This is a genomic window from Pasteurellaceae bacterium RH1A (assembly GCA_012221805.1).
Taxonomy (GTDB): domain Bacteria; phylum Pseudomonadota; class Gammaproteobacteria; order Enterobacterales; family Pasteurellaceae; genus RH1A.
The window spans coordinates 1,427,298-1,446,151 of the sequence record CP015195.1; the positions used below are offsets into that span (position 1 = coordinate 1,427,298).

Annotated in this window: 16 protein-coding genes and 2 pseudogenes; 7 read left to right on the plus strand and 11 right to left on the minus strand. The window is 45.2% G+C overall.

Annotation, left to right across the window (positions count from 1 at the left end; translation table 11 throughout):
- Positions 1-55 precede the first annotated feature (55 nt).
- Complete coding sequence (locus A4G20_06700) at positions 56-3,217, minus strand: restriction endonuclease subunit R (GenBank protein QIW16043.1); 3,162 nt, start codon at positions 3,215-3,217, stop codon at positions 56-58.
- A gap of 125 nt (positions 3,218-3,342) precedes the next feature.
- Here A4G20_06700 and A4G20_06705 point away from each other — a divergent pair, with 125 nt between their 5' ends.
- A complete protein-coding gene (locus tag A4G20_06705; GenBank protein ID QIW16044.1) occupies positions 3,343-3,567 on the plus strand; it encodes a hypothetical protein in 225 nt (74 codons plus the stop codon).
- A gap of 376 nt (positions 3,568-3,943) precedes the next feature.
- On the plus strand, positions 3,944-4,432 hold the full coding sequence (locus tag A4G20_06710; GenBank protein ID QIW16045.1) for a hypothetical protein: 489 nt from the start codon (positions 3,944-3,946) through the stop codon (positions 4,430-4,432).
- Positions 4,433-5,252: 820 nt separating this feature from the next.
- On the opposite strand, the gene A4G20_06715 is transcribed toward A4G20_06710, so the two are convergent.
- The 4 genes from A4G20_06715 to A4G20_06730 are packed head-to-tail and all read right to left on the minus strand — an operon-like array spanning position 5,253 to position 8,763.
- Positions 5,253-5,507, minus strand: coding sequence for a hypothetical protein (locus A4G20_06715; protein QIW16046.1), 255 nt, complete (start codon positions 5,505-5,507; stop codon positions 5,253-5,255).
- Between the two features lie 44 nt (positions 5,508-5,551).
- A complete protein-coding gene (locus A4G20_06720) occupies positions 5,552-5,830 on the minus strand; it encodes a hypothetical protein (protein ID QIW16047.1) in 279 nt (92 codons plus the stop codon).
- 1 nt (position 5,831) lies between these two features.
- Positions 5,832-7,196 carry a type I restriction endonuclease subunit S gene (locus A4G20_06725; protein QIW16048.1) on the minus strand — a complete coding sequence of 455 codons (1,365 nt, stop codon included), beginning with the start codon at positions 7,194-7,196 and terminating at the stop codon, positions 5,832-5,834.
- A complete protein-coding gene (locus A4G20_06730) occupies positions 7,189-8,763 on the minus strand; it encodes a restriction endonuclease subunit M (protein ID QIW16049.1) in 1,575 nt (524 codons plus the stop codon). Before A4G20_06730 ends, A4G20_06725 begins: the two co-directional genes overlap by 8 nt.
- A gap of 288 nt (positions 8,764-9,051) precedes the next feature.
- On the opposite strand from A4G20_06730, the gene A4G20_06735 reads away from it, so the two are divergent.
- The 3 genes and pseudogenes from A4G20_06735 (at position 9,052) to A4G20_06745 (ending at position 10,954) form a co-directional block, all read left to right on the plus strand.
- Positions 9,052-9,618 (plus strand): elongation factor P, encoded by a 567-nt coding sequence (locus tag A4G20_06735; protein QIW16872.1) that lies wholly within the window; start codon positions 9,052-9,054, stop codon positions 9,616-9,618.
- 64 nt (positions 9,619-9,682) lie between these two features.
- On the plus strand, positions 9,683-10,024 hold the full coding sequence (locus A4G20_06740) for a hypothetical protein (GenBank protein QIW16050.1): 342 nt from the start codon (positions 9,683-9,685) through the stop codon (positions 10,022-10,024).
- A 121-nt stretch (positions 10,025-10,145) separates the two neighbouring features.
- A pseudogene (locus A4G20_06745) lies at positions 10,146-10,954 on the plus strand (hypothetical protein).
- Between the two features lie 62 nt (positions 10,955-11,016).
- Here A4G20_06745 and A4G20_06750 read toward each other — a convergent pair.
- From A4G20_06750 to A4G20_06775, 6 genes and pseudogenes are all read right to left on the minus strand, one after another.
- Positions 11,017-13,237 (minus strand): annotated as a pseudogene (locus A4G20_06750) (hybrid sensor histidine kinase/response regulator).
- An 8-nt stretch (positions 13,238-13,245) separates the two neighbouring features.
- Positions 13,246-13,749, minus strand: a complete 504-nt coding sequence (locus A4G20_06755) for a hypothetical protein (protein QIW16051.1) — start codon at positions 13,747-13,749, stop codon at positions 13,246-13,248.
- Between the two features lie 265 nt (positions 13,750-14,014).
- Positions 14,015-14,893, minus strand: a complete 879-nt coding sequence (locus A4G20_06760) for an N-acetylneuraminate lyase (GenBank protein QIW16052.1) — start codon at positions 14,891-14,893, stop codon at positions 14,015-14,017.
- An 81-nt stretch (positions 14,894-14,974) separates the two neighbouring features.
- Positions 14,975-15,838: an N-acetylmannosamine kinase gene (locus tag A4G20_06765; protein ID QIW16053.1), complete on the minus strand. Its 864-nt coding sequence runs from the start codon at positions 15,836-15,838 to the stop codon at positions 14,975-14,977.
- 9 nt (positions 15,839-15,847) lie between these two features.
- Positions 15,848-16,312, minus strand: coding sequence for a hypothetical protein (locus tag A4G20_06770; protein QIW16054.1), 465 nt, complete (start codon positions 16,310-16,312; stop codon positions 15,848-15,850).
- Positions 16,313-16,487: 175 nt separating this feature from the next.
- On the minus strand, positions 16,488-17,837 hold the full coding sequence (locus A4G20_06775) for a metalloprotease PmbA (GenBank protein ID QIW16055.1): 1,350 nt from the start codon (positions 17,835-17,837) through the stop codon (positions 16,488-16,490).
- An 87-nt stretch (positions 17,838-17,924) separates the two neighbouring features.
- On the opposite strand from A4G20_06775, the gene A4G20_06780 reads away from it, so the two are divergent.
- Complete coding sequence (locus A4G20_06780) at positions 17,925-18,452, plus strand: hypothetical protein (GenBank protein QIW16056.1); 528 nt, start codon at positions 17,925-17,927, stop codon at positions 18,450-18,452.
- Positions 18,453-18,462: 10 nt separating this feature from the next.
- Positions 18,463-18,825: an invasion protein expression up-regulator SirB gene (locus A4G20_06785; protein QIW16057.1), complete on the plus strand. Its 363-nt coding sequence runs from the start codon at positions 18,463-18,465 to the stop codon at positions 18,823-18,825.
- Positions 18,826-18,854: the final 29 nt, after the last annotated feature.

An 18,854-nucleotide genomic window follows, 5' to 3' on the forward strand; every position in this document is an offset into this window, starting at 1 on the left:
AAATGTCGAATTTGTAAGGCCCTAGCCTGTATAATTTGTCAATTTTGCAGGAAATTTAACCGCTTGTAGCCAATTCTTCGGCCACCGCCTCTGCCTGTTGCATTACATACTCAATGGCATCTTCCTGCTTATCAGGCGGATACTTGAAAAGCAACAAGGCTCGGCGAACCAGCAGTCGCATTTTGGCTCGGACAGAATCCTTGTATTGCCAGTCAATAGTCACCGATTTGCGTAGGCTGTTGGTGATCATTTTGGCGAGTTTCATCAGGGTTTCATCGCCCATTTGTTCCTTGGCACTGGCGTTTTGGGCTAAAGCGTCATAGAAGGCCAATTCGGCAGGGCTTAAACCTAGGCTTTCGCCCCGCTTTTGTTTTTCATCGAACTCTTGAGCCAGGGCGATCAGCTCTTCCAAAATATCAATCACGCTTAAATTGTGGTTGTGGTACTGGCTCATCGCCTCTTTGAGTTTCTGCTCAAAATCCTTTTTCAGGGTTTGGTTAGCCCCTGATTTTTGGCGGATTTGACTGCCCAAATAACGCTCTAAAGCCGACACCCACAAGTCCTTGGTTTCGCTTTGCTTAATGCTGGCTAAAAATTCATCTGACAGCAGGTTGATATTGGGCCGATCCTTTTCCAAGGCCTCAAATAAATCCACCACGCCTTCTGATTCTACGGCACGGTTGAGCAGGGCGGCTAGCTGTAAGCCCTTGTCGGTTTTATCTTGCGGTGACCGTTCTTCACTTTTGCTAATCGTGCGACGAACAGCATCGAAAAAGGCCAGTTCTTGGCGGTATTTGTCGGCTTTAGGCAAGGCGGCACACAGGCTAAAGCCCTTATGTGCCAAACGCACCGCCTGCAAGAAAGCGTCCTTGCGTGGGGTTGGGCTTTTGGTCTGTAATGATGGTTGCATACGATCCAAGGCCAAAATATGGTTAGCCGCACGGCGAATGGCAGCAAGCAGGGCCTGAGGTTCCTGAATTTGCAAACTTTCTGCCAAATCAAACCGCTTGCCTTCAACTGGTGTAGCAAACTGCCCCCGAATGGTCTCAATATAGTCCAACATCTTGCCAAAGGCGGCCTCCACGTCCTGCACAATTTCGCCCTTGCCGCCAGCGTTGGTGTACTTGGCAAAGCCGGCTTTCATTTCTTCGGTCAGCCCATAATAGTCCACAATCAAGCCACCACTTTCCCGGCTCTTATTGCGAAAGACCCGATTAACCCGGGCTATCGCCTGCATAAGGTTGTGATCCTGCATTGGCTTGTCCAGATACATTGTATTACAACAAGGCACGTCAAAGCCCGTCAGCCACATATCCCGCACAATCACGATTTTGAGCGGATCATCAGGATCCTTAAAGCGTTTTTCCAGGGTTTTCTTGTCCTGTTGGTGCATTCGCCATTCGGGAGGATCGCTGGCGACATTGCTGGTCATCACCACCTTAATCGCCCCTTGGGTGACCTCATCAGAATGCCAACTTGGACGAAGTGCGGTGATTTTTTGGTACAATTTTACGCAGATTTTACGGCTCATCACCACAATCATGGCCTTGCCGTCCACCAGCTCGGTGCGTTTTTCATAGTGGCTGACAATGTCCTGAGCCAGCAAATCCAAACGGCTGTCCAGCCCCTGAATTTCCTCCCGCAAACGCATCGCCGCCTGATTATCGCCATAAACTGCCTCCGCCTCTCGCACCACATTGGCAAATTCAGGGCTTTCACGCAGCACCGCTTGGCGTGGCTCATAGAAAATCGGCACGGTCGCTCCGTCCTCAATGGCACGCTGAAAATCGTAAATAGACACATAGGAACCGAACACATCACGGGTGTCCCGATCTTCCAAGTCCATCAAAGGCGTGCCAGTAAAGCCGATAAAGGAGGCATTGGGCAGGGCTTGACGCAGGTGCTGGGCGTAACCCGTGCGATACTCGCCCTTTTCGGTCAGTTTCTGTTCAAAGCCATATTGGGAACGGTGGGCTTCATCAGCAATCACAATAATGTTGCTCCGCTCATTCAGCATTGGAAAGGCACTCTCCCCTTCCAGCAAGCCGAATTTTTGAATGGTGGTAAAAATCACCCCGCCCGATTCCCGTTTTGCCAGTTCATCACGCAATTCTTCTCGGCTATCCGCCTGCACGGGCGTTTGTTTAATTAAAGCCTGACCAGCAGAAAAAGTAGCGAATAATTGACCGTCTAAATCATTGCGATCGGTTACCATCACCAAGGTAGGGTTACGCAATTCACTTTGTGCTAGCACCTTGCCGGCATAAAAGAGCATAGAGAGCGACTTGCCCGAACCCTGGGTATGCCAAACTACGCCAATCTTGCGATTGCCCCTTTCGCTTGCTGCCACTAGCGTACAATCCACCGCCTCATTCACCCCATAAAATTGGTGATAAGCCCCGATTTTCTTGATGGTGCGATTTTGGCTGTCCTTCTCAAAAATCACAAAGTTCTGCACATAATCCAACCAAGTTTTAGGCTTAAAGAGACCACGCAGCAGATCTTTTAACTCATCACCGAATGTAATCAGCTCACTTTCCGCCTTTTCATTGACTACTCGCCAAGGGGTAAAGCGGTCAAAATCAGCCGTTAGCGCCCCTAACTTGGCAAACGTGCCGTCTGAAATCACCAGTGCCTGATTAAAAACAAAGAGATCGGGCAACTCGCTCTTGTAAGTCTGCAACTGGGCGTAGGCCTTGGGTAGATCCGCATCCACCGCTAGCGGATTTTTCAGCTCAAAGACCACCAAGGGCAAGCCGTTCACAAAGCCGATCAAGTCAGGAATCCGCTTGCCTTTTTGGGTGGCTATATCCAACTGATTGACCACCCGAAAATCATTCTTTTCAGGCTGGGCAAAATCCACCAAAATCGCCACATCGTGTTTTTGTTCGCCCTCCGCCTGATAGCTGACCGCCACCCCATTGCGGAGCCAGCCATAGGCCTGCTTGTTCTGCTCCAGCAAATCCGCACTGTCCCAACTGGTCACCAACCGCACCACCTCTTCCACCGCACTTTCTGGCAACTGCGGATTGAGCCGCCTTACCGCCTGCGTCAAAATCGGCCTTAACACCACCTCACTCACCCGCTCCCGCCAAGGGTTTTCCCCTTCTGGCACAATGGTTTTGCCAAAGCTGTAATTCCAGCCCAGCAGTTGCAGGGTGTCGATAGCGGATTGTTCGATAAAGTTTTCATTGATGTCGAAGTTGTTGATTTTCATGTTTTTTCCTTTTTTCAAGAGGGAAAGTTGGTTTTTGCGATCGGGATCGTAAAATTTAAATGTGTGGCTTGCTCGCCTACCCTTCTCCAATCACAATGTTGGCCTTTTTGATAACTGGAGGATTTATGTGGAATATTCTTAAAAAACCCATTGAAAAATCAAGCCTTGAGGCTTGGGCGAAAATAGCAGATGACATTATAAAAGTTGCAATTTTGGCTTTACCTGTTATTCTATACAATGAGCAGTATTCAAACGTCTTGAAGACGTTTAACATCATTGCAGTGTTATTTATCATTTATGGTCTTATTGCGATTAGTCGTGCCATAAGACGTAACTTACTTCAAAACTAGGAGCATATTATGGGGCTTTCAATTGGTCTTGCTATCATCGCCATAATGGTTTGGTCTTTCCTTTTTTGGCTTAATCGTGCTCTAAAAGAGGAGAACAAATAAAATGGATCTCACGATTGTATTACTTCTTATGCTTGCTGTTATTTTCGCTATCTATCGCTGGTCAAGCAAACTCACCAAAGACGATGTCATTAAGTAATTTATAGGCCCCAAGAGCTTGCTTTTGGGGTTTTCTTATTTACGGACGCATGCAATGCGTCCCTACCAGTCACGTTTAATTGTATTTATGGTGATATTAAATAACGTATTGTAGGGACGCATTGCATGCGTCCATTTCGATATTTATGCCCCACCAATATCTTATAAAGATGAATATATGCAAAAAACCATTCGCAAATCTGTCCGTGTCCGTTGGGACGCTTATCAAAACGGCTGTTATTTCGTTACCATTTGCACCAAGGACAAATTTCATTATTTTGGTGAAATATCAAATAATGTAATGCATTTATCCTTATTAGGTTTGGAATTGCAAAACATCATTCAAAATACACCGCTTATTCGCCCTGATTTATTTATTGAAATACCTATTTTTGTGGTTATACCTAACCACGTTCATTTCATCATTACCATCAATCATGAAATTGATCACCATCAGCATTATTTTGGTTCGCAAAGTAAAAATTTATCCGCCATTGTGCGTGGTATTAAAGGAGCTTTAACCAGCTTTGCCAAGAAAAATGGAATTCCCTTTCAATGGCAACCACGTTTTCATGAGCATATTATTCAAAATGAACGAGCCTTTAATTACATTTATGATTATGTTGAAAATAATGTTATCAATTGGGCGAATGATTGTTTTTATTAGCAATGCAACATCGGATAACATATTTTGTGGACGCATGCAATGCGTCCATACCAGTCACGTTTAATTATATTTACGGTGATATTAAATAATGTATTGCGTGGAACACATCGCATACGTCCGTTGCGGTATTTTTGTCTCTTCAATTTTGATTTAACGCCCCGTTTTTGGACGCATGCAATGCGTCCCTACCAGTCACGTTTAATTATATTTGTGGTGGTATTAAATAATGTTTTGTGTGGAATACGCTGCATGTGCCCGTTATGATATTTTGGTCTCATCAATTTTAATTTAACGCCCCGTTTGTGGACGCATGCAATGCGTCCCTACCAATCACGTTTAATTATATTTGTGATGGTCTTAAATAATGCATTGTAGGGACGCATTGCATGCGTCCGTTGCGATATTAGCGTCTCATCAATTTTGATTTAACACCTCGTTTGTGGACGCATGCAATGCGTCCTTACCAATCACGTTTAATTATATTTTTGGTGATATTAAATAGCGTATTGTAGGGACGCATTGCATGCATCCGTTGCGATATTTATGTCTCATCAATTTTGATTTAACGCCCCGTTTTTGGACGCATGCAATGCGTCCCTACCAGTCACGTTTAATTGTATTTATAGTGATATTAAATAACGTATTGTAGGGACGCATTGAATGCGTCCGTTGCGATATTAATTCCTCATAAAAATTTGATTTATCCCCCGCACGGCAAGCCGTACGGGGTTACGCATATTTAGGGGCTTTGCCCCTAAGAATCTACAGGGGAAAGCCCCTGGCTTATCAGTAACCTATTATGATGAAACTCATATAGGTTTTATGTTTCACCACTTTCTCTATATAACTTAACCGCATTTTTCAAAATTTCATCACACATTTTAGATAATTCCTTCCAAGATTTTATCGTATTGAATCCACCGTATTTTAACTTAAAATGCGTATATTCCTCTCCTTGGTTAGAAAAAGGGTACTTTAATAATTGATACCACTCATCGATACTTTTTTCATTATCATCTAAAAACTTTTTAACAATATGTTCCTCTGGTAAGATTGTTGTATTTGATTTTATCAAATCAATAAATTCATCCTCACCAACCAGCTCAATATAAGATGAAATTAAATCACTAAATTTATGTTTTCTTGGGGATTTCCTGAAATTAAAACAATTGCTCCTTTTAATATCAATTCAATCCCGTGGTAAAAATTAAACAATGTAGGTACAGATACATTAACGTCGCACCATTTTGTTGCATCATCTATTTCTTGAGCAGTTAATAGCCTTTCTGATAAAACACTATATGAATTGTTATTGTTAACTATCTCTTCTGATGAATATTTGGCTAATCTAAGGAATTTTTCACCAAGATCAAAAAAAGATAAAGAATCTTGTGACATTTTAAATTTCTCCATTAAGTAATTTAGGTAATAAAACATCTCTAACTTGAACCAAAAAATCATTTTCAGTTAAATTAGACTTCCTCATTTCAAAAAAAACATTTACATATTTATGATGCAATGTTAGCAGGTTGAAATCAGGTGTTAATAAACTTATTTGTTTTAAGTGCATAGGCCCAAAATTTCTCTGTGCTGAACCTGATGCTCTTATTTCAAGCTCGTGCTGTAATTGTGTTTCTACAAAACCAGTAATAAAGGACAATGTACTTTTATTCTCTATAGGTCTAAAACGGATTACACTGGTATTTAAAGATAAAGGTAAGTGTGCCTGTCTAACAAAAGCAAAACGTCCTAGAGTTCCTGATGTAGAAATAACAACATCATCTTCTTTTAATTGAAAATGTGAATATTTACCAAATGCCTCCTCCTTAGTTATTTTATTTGCTGTTTCTAAAGATAAATCTCCATTTTTAATACACCGAATATTAATGAATTTAATACCATCATCTTCTTCCGTATATTGCCAGTTCCTTATTCCCGGCCCCTCTAAAAAATCAATGATTTCTGGTAAGGGTCTCATCTCCCATCCCCTCGGCACGCCATCTTCCCCAATCTCACTCGGAAAAGCCTCTGCCACTTCCCACAACTCTCCATAAGCCTTAGGATCTTCTGCCTGCAAGCGGTCTAATTCTTGGTCGGTTTTACCAGAAATCACGCTCATTGCGGATCGGTTGGCTTGTTGGGGTGTGCCGCCTTGTGCCAAGGTTTGGGCTTTGGCTTTGACGGGGTCGAAGTCGATAAACCAGCTTTTAAACATCGTTTGAGCGATTTGTTCTAGGGTTTGGTTGGTTTGGGTGTTGAGTTGGATTTTTTCATCAAAAGAGCCTAAAACATCAGCTATTCTTTTCTGCTCATTTAAATCAGGATAAGAGATATTCATAAATTCAAACGTATCACGAGTAATCGTATCAAAGACCGCACCGTGAGTTTTTCTTTTTAATTCACTTATATTATTTTTCAGATAGTAATATAAATATCCATTATCTATAACGTCGTCTTTTCCTGTTAGTCCATAACAAGATTGATTAAATGCCATTGGTTTACTTAATTGAGCTAAGCAACCGACTGTTCCACGAGCAGAAATAATTAAATCATCTTTATTTAATAATTTCGTACTACTTTTATTTAATCCCAATTCTGTAATTTTTTCTGCTGATGAAGAAACATACCTGAAATCATTATTAAAATCAGCAACTGAGAGCCAATTTATGTCCCCATTCCAATAGCTATCTTCACTTCTTTTTGGTGTTCCACCTCCAATAATGTTAATAACTTCTGACAATTTAGATATATTCCAACTACTCATACCCCAACCCCTTCAAATTCTCACTAATCTTCACTTCCAACTCTCTGCCCTTGGCAAACTGCTCCCTTAAACAAGCGGTCAGATTTTGCATTTTTTCTGCAAATGGCACGCCGTCGTCTTCTTGTTCTTCTGCACCGACATATCTGCCTGCGGTCAGGACATAGTCGTTTTGGGCGATGTCCTCAAGGCTGGCGGAATAGCAGAAGGCTGGGGTGTCTTGGTAGCCTTCTTGCTTTTGCCAGTGGTGGTAGCAGTCGGCGATCTTGGCGATGTCAGCTGGGGTGAAGTCCCGTAGGACACGGTCTTTCATATAGCCGATTTGACGAGCGTCAATAAACAAAACTTGGCCTGGGCGTTTTTTCGCCTTGTTGAGAATCCAAATGCAGGCGGGGATTTGGGTGTTGGTAAAGAGTTGGCCGGGCAGGGCGATCATGGCCTCCACTAGGTCTGCCTTAACCAAGTTTTTGCGGATTTCGCCCTCATTGTTGGTGTTGGAACTCATCGAGCCGTTGGCAAGCAGGAGTGCCATTCGCCCTTGGCTGGAAAGGTGGTAGAGCATATGTTGCAGCCAGGCGAAGTTAGCGTTGCCGGCAGGCGGTGTGCCGTAGGCCCAGCGGGGGTCTTGGGCGAGTGATTCGCTCCACCATTCCTTCATATTAAAGGGCGGATTTGCCATTACGAAGTCCATTTTTTTGTCCAAGTGCAGGGGGTGTTGCAGGGTGTCTTCGGGCTTGTCGCCGAAGTCGAAACTAATGCCCCGAATGGCCATATTCATCACTGCCAGTTTGCGGGTGGTGGGGTTGGATTCTTGGCCGTAAATGGAAATGGCGTTGCGGTTGCCTTGGTGGGCTTGGATAAAGCGGTCGGTTTGCACAAAAAAGCCGCCTGAACCCATTGCTGGATCGTAAATCCGCCCAGAATAGGGCTCCAGCATTTCTACAATTAGGGTAACGATGGATTTAGGCGTGAAATACTGACCGCCCTTTTTGCCCTCTGCCAAGGCGAATTGGCCCAAGAAGTATTCATAAACGTGGCCCAGAATATCCTTGGCGTGCAGGTGGACAGGCTCGCCATTATAGACGGGCTGGGTGAAGGACGTGTTGGAGAAAGTGTCAATCAGCCCAATCAGGGTGCTGTCCGGCACTTCAAAGCCGCTAATGCGTTGCAAAATGCCCTTTAAAGCGGTGTTTTCTCGCTCAATTTCTGCAAAAGCGTCATCAATTAAAATCGCCACGCCCTTGAATTTGCCACCCCAAGGCAGTTCATCGCCTAGATTGAGCTTGCACAGGGCGCGGATATTTTCCCAGCGAGCCTGTTGTGGCACCCAGAAGATGTTGTCTTGGGCGTAGTAGTCCCGCTGTTCCAGTTCCTGCTCTTGCAGGTCGGGGCTGAAGATGTCGGGGTCTAAATAAAGCTCGTGGTTGGGGTCGCTAAATTGGGCTAGGAGCTGGTTGCGATGATTGGAGAAGCTGTCAGAGATGTATTTTAGGAAGATAAAGCCGAGTACGATATGCTTGTAGTTGGCGGCATCAAGGTTTTTGCGTAGGCTGTCGGCAGATGCCCACAAAGTGCGGTCTAAATCATTTAAAAAGGCTTGACTTTGGTCAGAAAGTTGGACAGGCTGTGCTGTGCTGTGCTGTGCTGTTAGACATTGTGGTTCCTTGGAAATAGAAGTAAAGGCCTATCCTATAAAAATTTGTGCGGAAAATAAATAAGATTTTGGGGGAAATTTGTTTCTTATCAAGGCAATACAGCCCTGAGGGAATTTTCTTCGCAAAGTGGGGAATTTGTTGTATCATACGCTTCTTTTTATACCCTTATGCCAAACGGCATTTTTGATAACCTTGAGGACAACATGGCAAGTTATAGCACAAATGATTTCAAACCAGGTTTAAAATTTATCCAAGATGGTGAACCTTGTGTAATCGTTGAAAACGAATTTGTTAAACCAGGCAAAGGCCAGGCCTTTACCCGCACTAAAATCCGCAAATTGATTTCTGGCAAGGTGCTTGAAATCAACTTCAAATCTGGCACCAGCGTAGAAGCCGCTGATGTGGTGGACTACAACTACAACTACTCTTACAAAGATGAAGATTTCTGGTACTTTATGCACCCAGAAACCTTCGAGCAAATCTCTGTAGATGAAAAAGCCCTTGGCGACAACGACAAATGGTTGGTTGATCAAGCAGAATGTATCATCACCCTTTGGAACGGCTCGGCCATTTCTGTTACTCCACCAAACTTCGTGGAATTAGAAGTGGTTGAAACTGACCCAGGCCTTAAGGGCGATACAGCTGGTACCGGTGGTAAACCAGCAACCCTAAGCACAGGTGCGGTCGTGCGTGTGCCTTTATTCGTTCAAATTGGTGAGGTTATCCGTGTGGATACCCGCTCTGGCGAATACGTTTCTCGTGTAAAATAAGTTGATAGGCTGAACTTGGGTTCAGCCTGTTTTTTATCCCTCCCTCAACCCCAAGGAGCATATTATGGCATTAGGTTGGTATGAACTTAAACTGGCAAAAGATGGACAATTTATGTTCAACTTAAAGGCAGCCAATAGTCAGGTTATCTTGACCAGTGAACTCTATAAATCCCGTGCAGCGGCAGAAAATGGCATTGCTTCTGTGCAAAAAAATGGTGTGGACGCTGCCAATTTTGAAATGAAGGAAACCACAAGCCAAAAACCTTATTTCATCTTAAAGGCCAAAAACCACCAAGAAATTGGCCGCAGCCAATACTACAGCTCTGAAGCCGCTGCCAAAAACGGGATTCAGTCTGTGGTTAATAACGCAGCCACTGAAACCGTTAAAGATTTAACAGCAGAATAAGCCCTAGCTTCTTATGATGGCGCCAGCCTCCAGGCTGGTGCCTATTAATCTTATACCAGCACCAGCCTGGAGGCTGGCGCTATCTTTTCCATGCTACAAAGTTTTATTTACAAGGAAAGCCATGCACGTCCCCTTTCGAGCCATTATTTCTGACCTTGACGGCACCCTGCTCAATGCTGACCATAAAATCGGTGATTTTACCATTCAAACTCTAGAAAAACTGGCCCAGAAAGGCATTGATATTTACTTGGCCACGGGCCGTAATCACCCTGATGTCCGCCATATTATCAGCAAGGTCAGTGTAAAAGAGGCCACGTTGGTCACCGCAAACGGTGCCCGGGCCAACAAACTCAATGGCGAACTGCTGGCCAGCCATTACTTGCCTGAAGACTTGGCACTTGAATTGATGAATATTGACTTCGACCCTAGTCTGGTTTGCCTTAACAGCTATCAGGCCGATGACTGGTTTATCAATAAGGACATTCCCCAGCTACGCCAATACCACCAAGATTCGGGCTATATGTATCAGGTGGTGGATTTTACCCAGCACCACGGCAGACAGACGGAAAAGGTCTTTTATATCGCCAAAGATCCAAAAGATCTGGAACCCATCGCTGCCCATATCCAACAACACTACGCCGATCAGGTCCATTTTGCCTACTCTACCCCCAATGTTTTGAGGTTATGAATAAGGGTGTCTGCAAGGCCAATACCCTGGCGGAAGTGGTCAAGTTGCGGGGTTATAGCCTGGAAGATTGTATTGCCTTTGGCGATGGCATGAACGATGTGGAAATGCTGGCCCAGGTTGGCAAGGGTTGTTTGATGGAAAATGCCGACCCTCGCCTCAAGGCTGCCCTGCCCCACAATGAGGTGATCGGCCATCATAAGGATGAAGCCGTTGCCCATTATCTAACCCAACTCTTCTTATAGAACAAGCGGTTGAGGATTTGCAAAAATCTGCAAAAAATCAACCGCTTGTAAAGGCCATCTTATTAGGCATGCGCCGTCTGTCTCACCCATTCCTGGGCCTGTTCCAAATCTTTCTCCCAGGCCTGGGCAATATTTTCAACCCAAGTTGCAATGCATTGTTCCCATTCTTGACTGTCTGTTTGGGCTTTTTGAGCGATTTGCTGGAGTTGGCTCAAGCCCACGGAGGCCAATGCCCCTTGATTTTGTGGGCTTCGTCCAGCACAGCCTTACGTGAAGCTGGGCTTGGGCTAGCCTGCCAGGCTTGGTGGTAGTTGATAAGGTTTTCCACATACTTAGGCATCAGGCTGCCAAAGAGCTGGAAGTTATTCAGCACAGCCTGCTTGCCCATGACCTCACACAGTTCTCGTAGAATTTGACGGTCGAAGGCAACCTGGCTTTGCTCAACAAGCGGTTGTTTTTCGGGATTTTTTTGCAAAATATCATGGCCGAAATAGTGGTTGAGGCACTGGGAAAGGGCCTCTAGTGAAAGCGGCTTACGTAGCACATCATCCATACCCTGTTGCTGGTATTCGCCCTTGGTTTGTACGATGTTGGCAGTCAGTGCCACCAAGAGCGGCAGGTAGTCGATTTTGCCGCTTTCATACTGCTCCCGCAGGGCCTGGGCAATAGCCACACCCGTGGTATCAGGCAGTTGAATATCCAGCAAGATGAGATCGTAGCTTTGCTGGTTAAAACGCTCAAAGGCTTCCGCCCCTGTCATGGCCACGTCCACTTCACAGCCAAATTTTTCCAGCATGGCACGGGCCACCACCACATTGACCTCAATGTCCTCCACCAGCAACACTTTCAGAGCGTGGTGGCTGATTTCCATTTTTTCTTGGGCCTGAGTGATGTCAGCTTGAATGGTTAGGGTAAAGGTCGCCCCTTGGTTTTCTTCGCTTTCCACGGTTAAATCGCCACCCATCAGGCGGGCAATCCGTTTGGAAATGGCCAGGCCAATGCCGCTGCCCTGGGCCTTTTTGCCCTGGCTGTTTTCGGCCTGATAGAACATGGCAAAGATCTTGCGTTGTTCGTGTTTGGGAATGCCAATGCCGGTGTCTTTTAATTTAAAGCAGAAATGGTTGCTGTCGAGCTGGGATACGGTCAAATAAATATCGCCGCCATGTGGGGTGAATTTAACGGCATTGCTGACCAAGTTCCATAAAATTTGGCTAAGTCGGGCGTTATCAATATAAATAAAGCTCGGTAGGTTGTCGGCATAATCAATATGGAATTTAATTTTTTTCTTTTCGGCCATAATATTGGCAAAATGGCTAATGTCGGTAATTAATTGGGAGAATTCTACCTCGGTTCTAAATAATTCAATGCGGCGGCTGTCAATTTTTTCTAAATCAATAATATCGCTAAAAATATGGCCTAAAGAAATAGCGCTCACATTGATGGTTTTTAAATATTCCCGCTGCTGGGTATTTAGCTCCCCCTCTAAGAGAATACGGCTCAGGCCAATAATGCCGTTAAGGGGGTGCGTAATTCGTGGCTGATGGTGGCCATGAGTTTGGACTTGTCACGGTTATTTTTTTCGATAATGTCTTGGTAGCGGCGGCGTTCGGTAATATCCCGCCCAAAACCCATAATGCAGTGGCGGTTTTTAACTCGGTCGTAGTAAGGGACTTTGCGGATCTCAAAGCAGGCCAGTTTGTCGTTGGGGTAACGCACCCATTCTTCATAGGTCATACTGGAATTGCTGACGAAGGTGTCACGGTCGGAGTCGGTTTCTAACTTGGCCGTTTCCAGGGAATAAACATCTTTTATATTTAATTGGGTTAATTCGGCCTGGGTTTTGCCCGTTAATAATTCCATGGCACGGTTGCAGCCCAATATTCTGCCCGACTCATCACGGTAAAAAACCAAATCAGGTGAAGCATCAATAAAGGATTGGAGAAATTCGGCCTTTTGTTCTAATTCAATATTTAATTGGGCATCCTGTTCTCGTAGTTCGGATAAATCTTGCAGAGATTCTTGTAAACGCAGGCGGGAGCGTTCTAATTTCTCTACAATTAAATTGAAAAAATAAATCACAAAGGGGGCAGAAATTAACCCAAAAATAATGGAGCGTAAAATATCACTGGTGTGAATTTGGGCAAAAAATAAGAGGCTTAAGAGCATTTGTAAGCCAATGGCAAAGGAGGCCAGCACAGCAAAGCCTAAGAGGGCGGAACGCACCTTGCCCAATTTTAAGACCCAGTTTACATAGGCCTGTCCGTAGTGTTTGATGTTTTTCATAAGGTTTCCTATTCAAGCGCTTCAATGGCCGCCAGGCATTTGAATTTGCGGTATTCGGTTTCTTGCAACTGTTCCTGCCAAAAGGCCTTGTCTGGTTCACTGGCTTGATAATTTTGCTCCATAATCCAAGAGATTTTTTCATTTAAGGCCCTAAGCGCCTTCTTGTATTCGGCCAGCTTTTTATCATTGGGCAGATTATGGATATTGCGGGGGAAGCGGAAATTAGACTGAAAGCTAGGCCGAGTGGCTTTGAGTTGATTTGCAAATTTTTGGTGCTTTTCCACCGCTTGTTGCAGGGCCTTGAACTGGCGAAGCAGCTTATCGGCATAAAACTCGGCCAGTTCGGCCTGTTCTGCCTGACTAAGCAGGGCGGCTGTGACCTGAATTTCTCGTATAAAATCAGCCACCTTGGCCCTGGTTTGATTAAAGGCTTGGGGAGCGGTGGTTACGGTTTCCTGCTCATAGGGCCTAAAGAAGGCCAGTTGCTGGGAAAGGGATTGGTTAAAGTTCATGGGTTTGGTTTAGAAAAAACTTGGGCCTATTATCAGGAATTTATCGGTTTTTCAGAAAGATCTGTGAACCTTGATATATAAAAAGTAAGCGGCATTAGTTTGATTCTCCCAAACCTATGACGCCACCTAGCCTTATTTTAACAGACAAATAATGGACTCATCTATTTAATTTACTTGAACATAACGGACAAATTTACAACAAAAAATCCCCCAGCTTTACCTCAAGGCTGGGGGATTTCTACTTATCTCTTCTTGTTACAAATCATTACAGAAACTTAGCCTTAAGCTCTTTGGTTACAGCTTTTTGTTCTGCGGTTTGCTCTTTGGTCATTGGTTCACGGCAGTAGCCGGCTTGTACGCCTTCAAGCTCCAGTAAGCCTTTGATGGTTTGGTATAAACCATTGCCCAGGATGCCTTCGATAAGATCGTTGGTCACGTTTTGAATTTCAAAGGCTTCTTTAACCTTGCCTGCTTGGGCCAATTCAAAGATTTGACGGGCACGAAGACCGTTTACGTTGAAGGTTGAGCCGATGGCACCGTCCACACCTAATACGGCAGCTGGTAACATCATTTCATCAAAGCCTGCATAGATGAGGTGGTTAGGGAAGGCCTTGCGTAAACGCTCAAGCAGATAAAAGTCGCCTGCGGTGAATTTCACGCCGATGATTTTTTCGTTTTGGAAGAGTTCCGCAAATTGGCTAACGCCGATGTTTACCCCTGTTAAGAATGGGATAGAGTAAACGATCATGGTGTTGCCTGTTTCACGAATGATGGTTTCGTAGAAGTTTTTGATTTCTAGGAAGCTAAATTTGTAGTAGAACGGCGTTACCGCTGACAGGCTGTCATAGCCTAATTCGGTGGCATATTTACCCAATTCAACTGCTTCTTTTAAGTTTACACTACCCACTTGGGCAATAAGTGCAATCTGGTCTTTGGCTTCATCTTTAGCAATGCGGAAGATTTCTTTTTTCTCTTCGGTTGAAAGCATAAAGTTTTCACCTGTTGAGCCGCCCACATAGAGGCCATCAACCTTCATTTTATCAATGTTGTGGCGGACGATTTGGCGTAGGCCTTGTTCATTGATGGTGCCGTCTTCGTTAAAAGAAACCAATAAGGCACTGAAAATACCTTTTAAATTTTTCATAGGAATACCCTTTTGATGATTAAGTTAAATAAATAGGGGTTGCGTTTTGCAAGTTTTTTGCAAATCCCAACCGCTTGTAAATTACAGTCTTTGCTCCAAAATCACATTAAGCGTCTTCTGCTTATGGGCCAATGCCTTGTCAGGATCGGCTGTGACCAAGAGCGTATAAATTAAGTCTAATACAAAAAGCTGGGCCATTTTGGTGCCGATGGAGTCCCCTTGCATCTGACCCTGACGGTTGCCGTTAATCAGCACATAATCGGCTACATCCGTAATGGGGGAGCGTAAATAGTGGGTCAGGGCAATGGTCACAGCGCCATTCATTTTGGCAATGCGTAAGGCGCGGTTGGTTTCTTCCGACTGGCCCGAATGGCTAATGCCTAAAACCACATCCCCCCGCTTGACCAAGGCCGCCTGCATATACATAAAATGGTTGTTGGTCACCGCATCGGTTTGCAGGCCGATACGCATCAATTTATGCTTGGCATCTTCTGCGGTGAGGCCTGATGAACCGACCCCAAACAAGAAGATCCGATTGGCCCCTCTAAGCATGGTGACCACATCGTCTAACACCTCAAAATCCAGCAGGTTGATGGTTTCTGCAATCACATTGCTTAGGCTGGCCTGCAACTTCACGGCAATTTCTTTGGGCGTATCCACATCGGACACATCGGTGTCCAACATTTCGTAATTTTCTTTGGCCTGGGTGGCCAGCTCAATGGCCAAGTCCAATTTAAAATCAGTATAGCCCTTATAGCCCAAGGTGCGGCAAAAGCGAATAAAGGTTGCCTCCCCCACATCCAACTGGGCTGCCACTTCAGACAAGGAACATTGGTTGAGCAGCTGGGGCGAGGCCAAAATGGCATTGGCAATCTTTTTTTCTGTCTTGGTTAGGCTAAATTGCAGGGCACCGATGGTGTCTAAAATCTTTCCACGGGACGACATTTTCGCCTCCTATAAGATCTCAACAGGGACTTTTACCACGAGTTTTCGTAATAATTGGCTTTGGCCGACCTGGTTGCCTGGCTTATGGGGTTCATAAGGCAGGAAGATGGCAAACATATTGGGCCTTAAAACCACTTCATTCTTATCTTCAATGGCAGGCGTTAATTGGTAGTCGTCTTCATCACGGTATTCATCGTAATGGGCTAAATTAGGCTGGGCCAGGCCATATTCAATCATTTCTTGGCCTGAAATCAGGAGCTGAATATCCACAAATTTACGGTGCATTTCAGCCTGTTTGCCTTCAGCAGGGGCGGTTTCAAACTCCATCACATTCATTCTTATCCCCTCTTCCAAATCCTGCCAGCCCAAAGGTAGGTTGGCCAAATCAAGGGCTTTTAATTTGCCGCAGAGGCGGGCAAAAACAGGGGGTAAGGATTTTGCATAATCATCACGAGAGAGATCACCTAATAGCATACGACATTCCTTCTAAAATTAGCACTTTGAAAATATACTCCAGTTATTGAAAGAATAAAGATTTTTTACTTCAAAAACAAGCAGCAAAGTGTAAAAATGAGAAGTAGATCAAAGTTTTTCAGGTGCTCAATAGCAAAAAGGCAGTTTACCCTTAGATAAACTGCCCTTTTTCATCTTATTCCCCAGACACTTTCAATTTGTCTAACAAAATCGACCCCGTCTGAATATTGGAACGATGCTCCACATCATCTCCTACTGCAACCAGGTTCTTAAACATTTCCTGTAACTGGCCTGCGATGGTAATTTCGGCCACAGGGTACTGGATTTGGCCATTTTCCACCCAAAAACCTGCCGCCCCTCGGGAATATTCGCCTGTCACGCTGTTGATGGCAGAACCTAGCATTTCAGTCACTAAGAGGCCTGTGCCCATTTCTGCCAGCAAGGCATCTAGCCCACCTGCCCTATTCGGTTTAACCAGCCAGTTATGAATGCCGCCTGCATGGCCTGTGGTTTGTAGGCCTAGCTTGCGGGCGCTGTAGGAGGTCAGTAGGTAGGTTTGTAAGATACCATCGCTAACAATTTCCCGATCTTGGGTACGAACCCCTTCGCTGTCAAAAGGTGAAGATGCTAACTGGCGGAGCAAGTGCGGCCGTTCCACAATTTCAAACCAGTCGGGCAGGATTTGCTGGCCCAATTTATCCTGCATAAAGCTGGCCTTACGATAAAGTGCGCCGCCGCTAATTGCGCCTGCCAAATGGCCAATTAGGCCTGTGGCGATGTCGTTATAGAAGATAACCGGCACTTCGCAGGTCTTGAGTTTTTGTGGATTGAGCCTGTCCACCGCCTTAAAAGCCGCCTCTTGGCCCACCCATTCAGGGCTGGCTAATTGGCTGAAATCACGGGAAATGGTGTACTCATAGTCCCGTTCGAGCTGATCTTCAAAAGCAGAAATTACACTGCAAGACAGGGAATAGCGGCTAGACAAGTAGCTCTGCAAGAGGCCGTGGGTGTTGCCATAAACCCGCACGCCCGAATGGGAATTAAAGCTGGCCCCCTCGCTATTGACCACCCTTTCATCCGCCGCCAGGGCTGAATGTTCCACCGCCTTGGCCAACTCAATGGCCTCATCAACCGAGACATCGGCTTGATGATAGAGGTCTAAATTAGGGGCATCAAAGGCCATCATGTCCCGATCGGCTAGGCCTGTGCAATCATCTTCTGAAGTGTATTTGGCAATGGCCAGGGCCGACTCCACCGCCCGCTGGATGGACTGGGGTTGCAAGTCTGAAGTGGAAGCATTGCCCTTGCGCTTGCCCAAGTAAACCGAGATCCCAAGCGATCCATCATTGTTAAACTCAATATTTTCCAGCTCCTCCAAACGGGTAGAAACCGAAAGCCCGGCTACCTTGGTCACCGCCACCTCGGCCTCTGCGCCGGCCTTTTTTGCAAAATCAAGGGCCGATTGCACCGCTTGTCTTAGGGTTTGTTCCTGTTCTTGGAGTTCTGCTTTATCAATTAATGCCATTTCCTAGCCTTATCTACACGAATAAATTTGCACATTCTACCGCAAAACTCTGCTAAAATATGCCATTTTTTATGGATAGGAGCCCTAATGGCCAGAAAACAACGCAATGAAATCGACTGGACAGATGAGGAAGAAGAAATCATCTGGGTCAGCAAGAGCGAAATTAAGCGGGATGCGGAAGCCCTTAAAAAGCTTGGTGCCAGCTTGATTGAACTTAGCCCGCAAAACTTGGCAAAAATCCCCCTTGATGATGAACTGAAAGATGCCATTGAACTGGCCCAGCGCCTCAAACTAGAAGCTCGCCGTCGCCAGTTGCAATACATCGGCAAGCTCTTACGCAACCTTGATCCAGAGCCTATTCAAGAGGCCTTAGACAAGGTGGAAAACCGCCACGCCCAACAGTTAGCCTTGCTACAAAAGCTGGAAGTGGTGCGAGATCAGCTAATCGAAGAAGGCGACAGTGCCGTCAATGCCCTGCTTGATGAATACCCTGAGCTAGACCGCCAGCACCTACGCAACCTAGTGCGGATGGCTCAAAAGGAAAAACAGGCCAACAAGCCACCTAAAAACTACCGTGAAATCTTTCAATATTTAAAATCTGTGATTGCAGAATAGTGGGAACAAAATGAAAACCTTATTAATGATCCATGGCCTTACGGCCTATCTTAGCTTGAGCCTCTTGCTCATTCGTGGTGTGATGTCTGTTAAAGGCAAAGACTGGCGGGCTTATAAACTCCTTAAAATTGCCCCGCATGCGGTCGATACCCTTCTTTTAGTCACGGGCTTTGCCTTTGTGGGAATCTTATTAGCCAACGAGTATGTCGAACTGGCCCAGTTAAGTTGGGTGCTGCCAAAACTGGCCTTTATTGTGCTTTATGTGATTTTCAGCGCCAAGGCCTTTAAGAAAAACCAACCCTTCTCCCTCAAACATTTCTTACTGGCAGTGGTAAGTTTTATGTTGGCAATTTTTACGGCGGTGCTTCACTAGGCTTTCTTGCTCTGCTGGCGCCAGCGTCC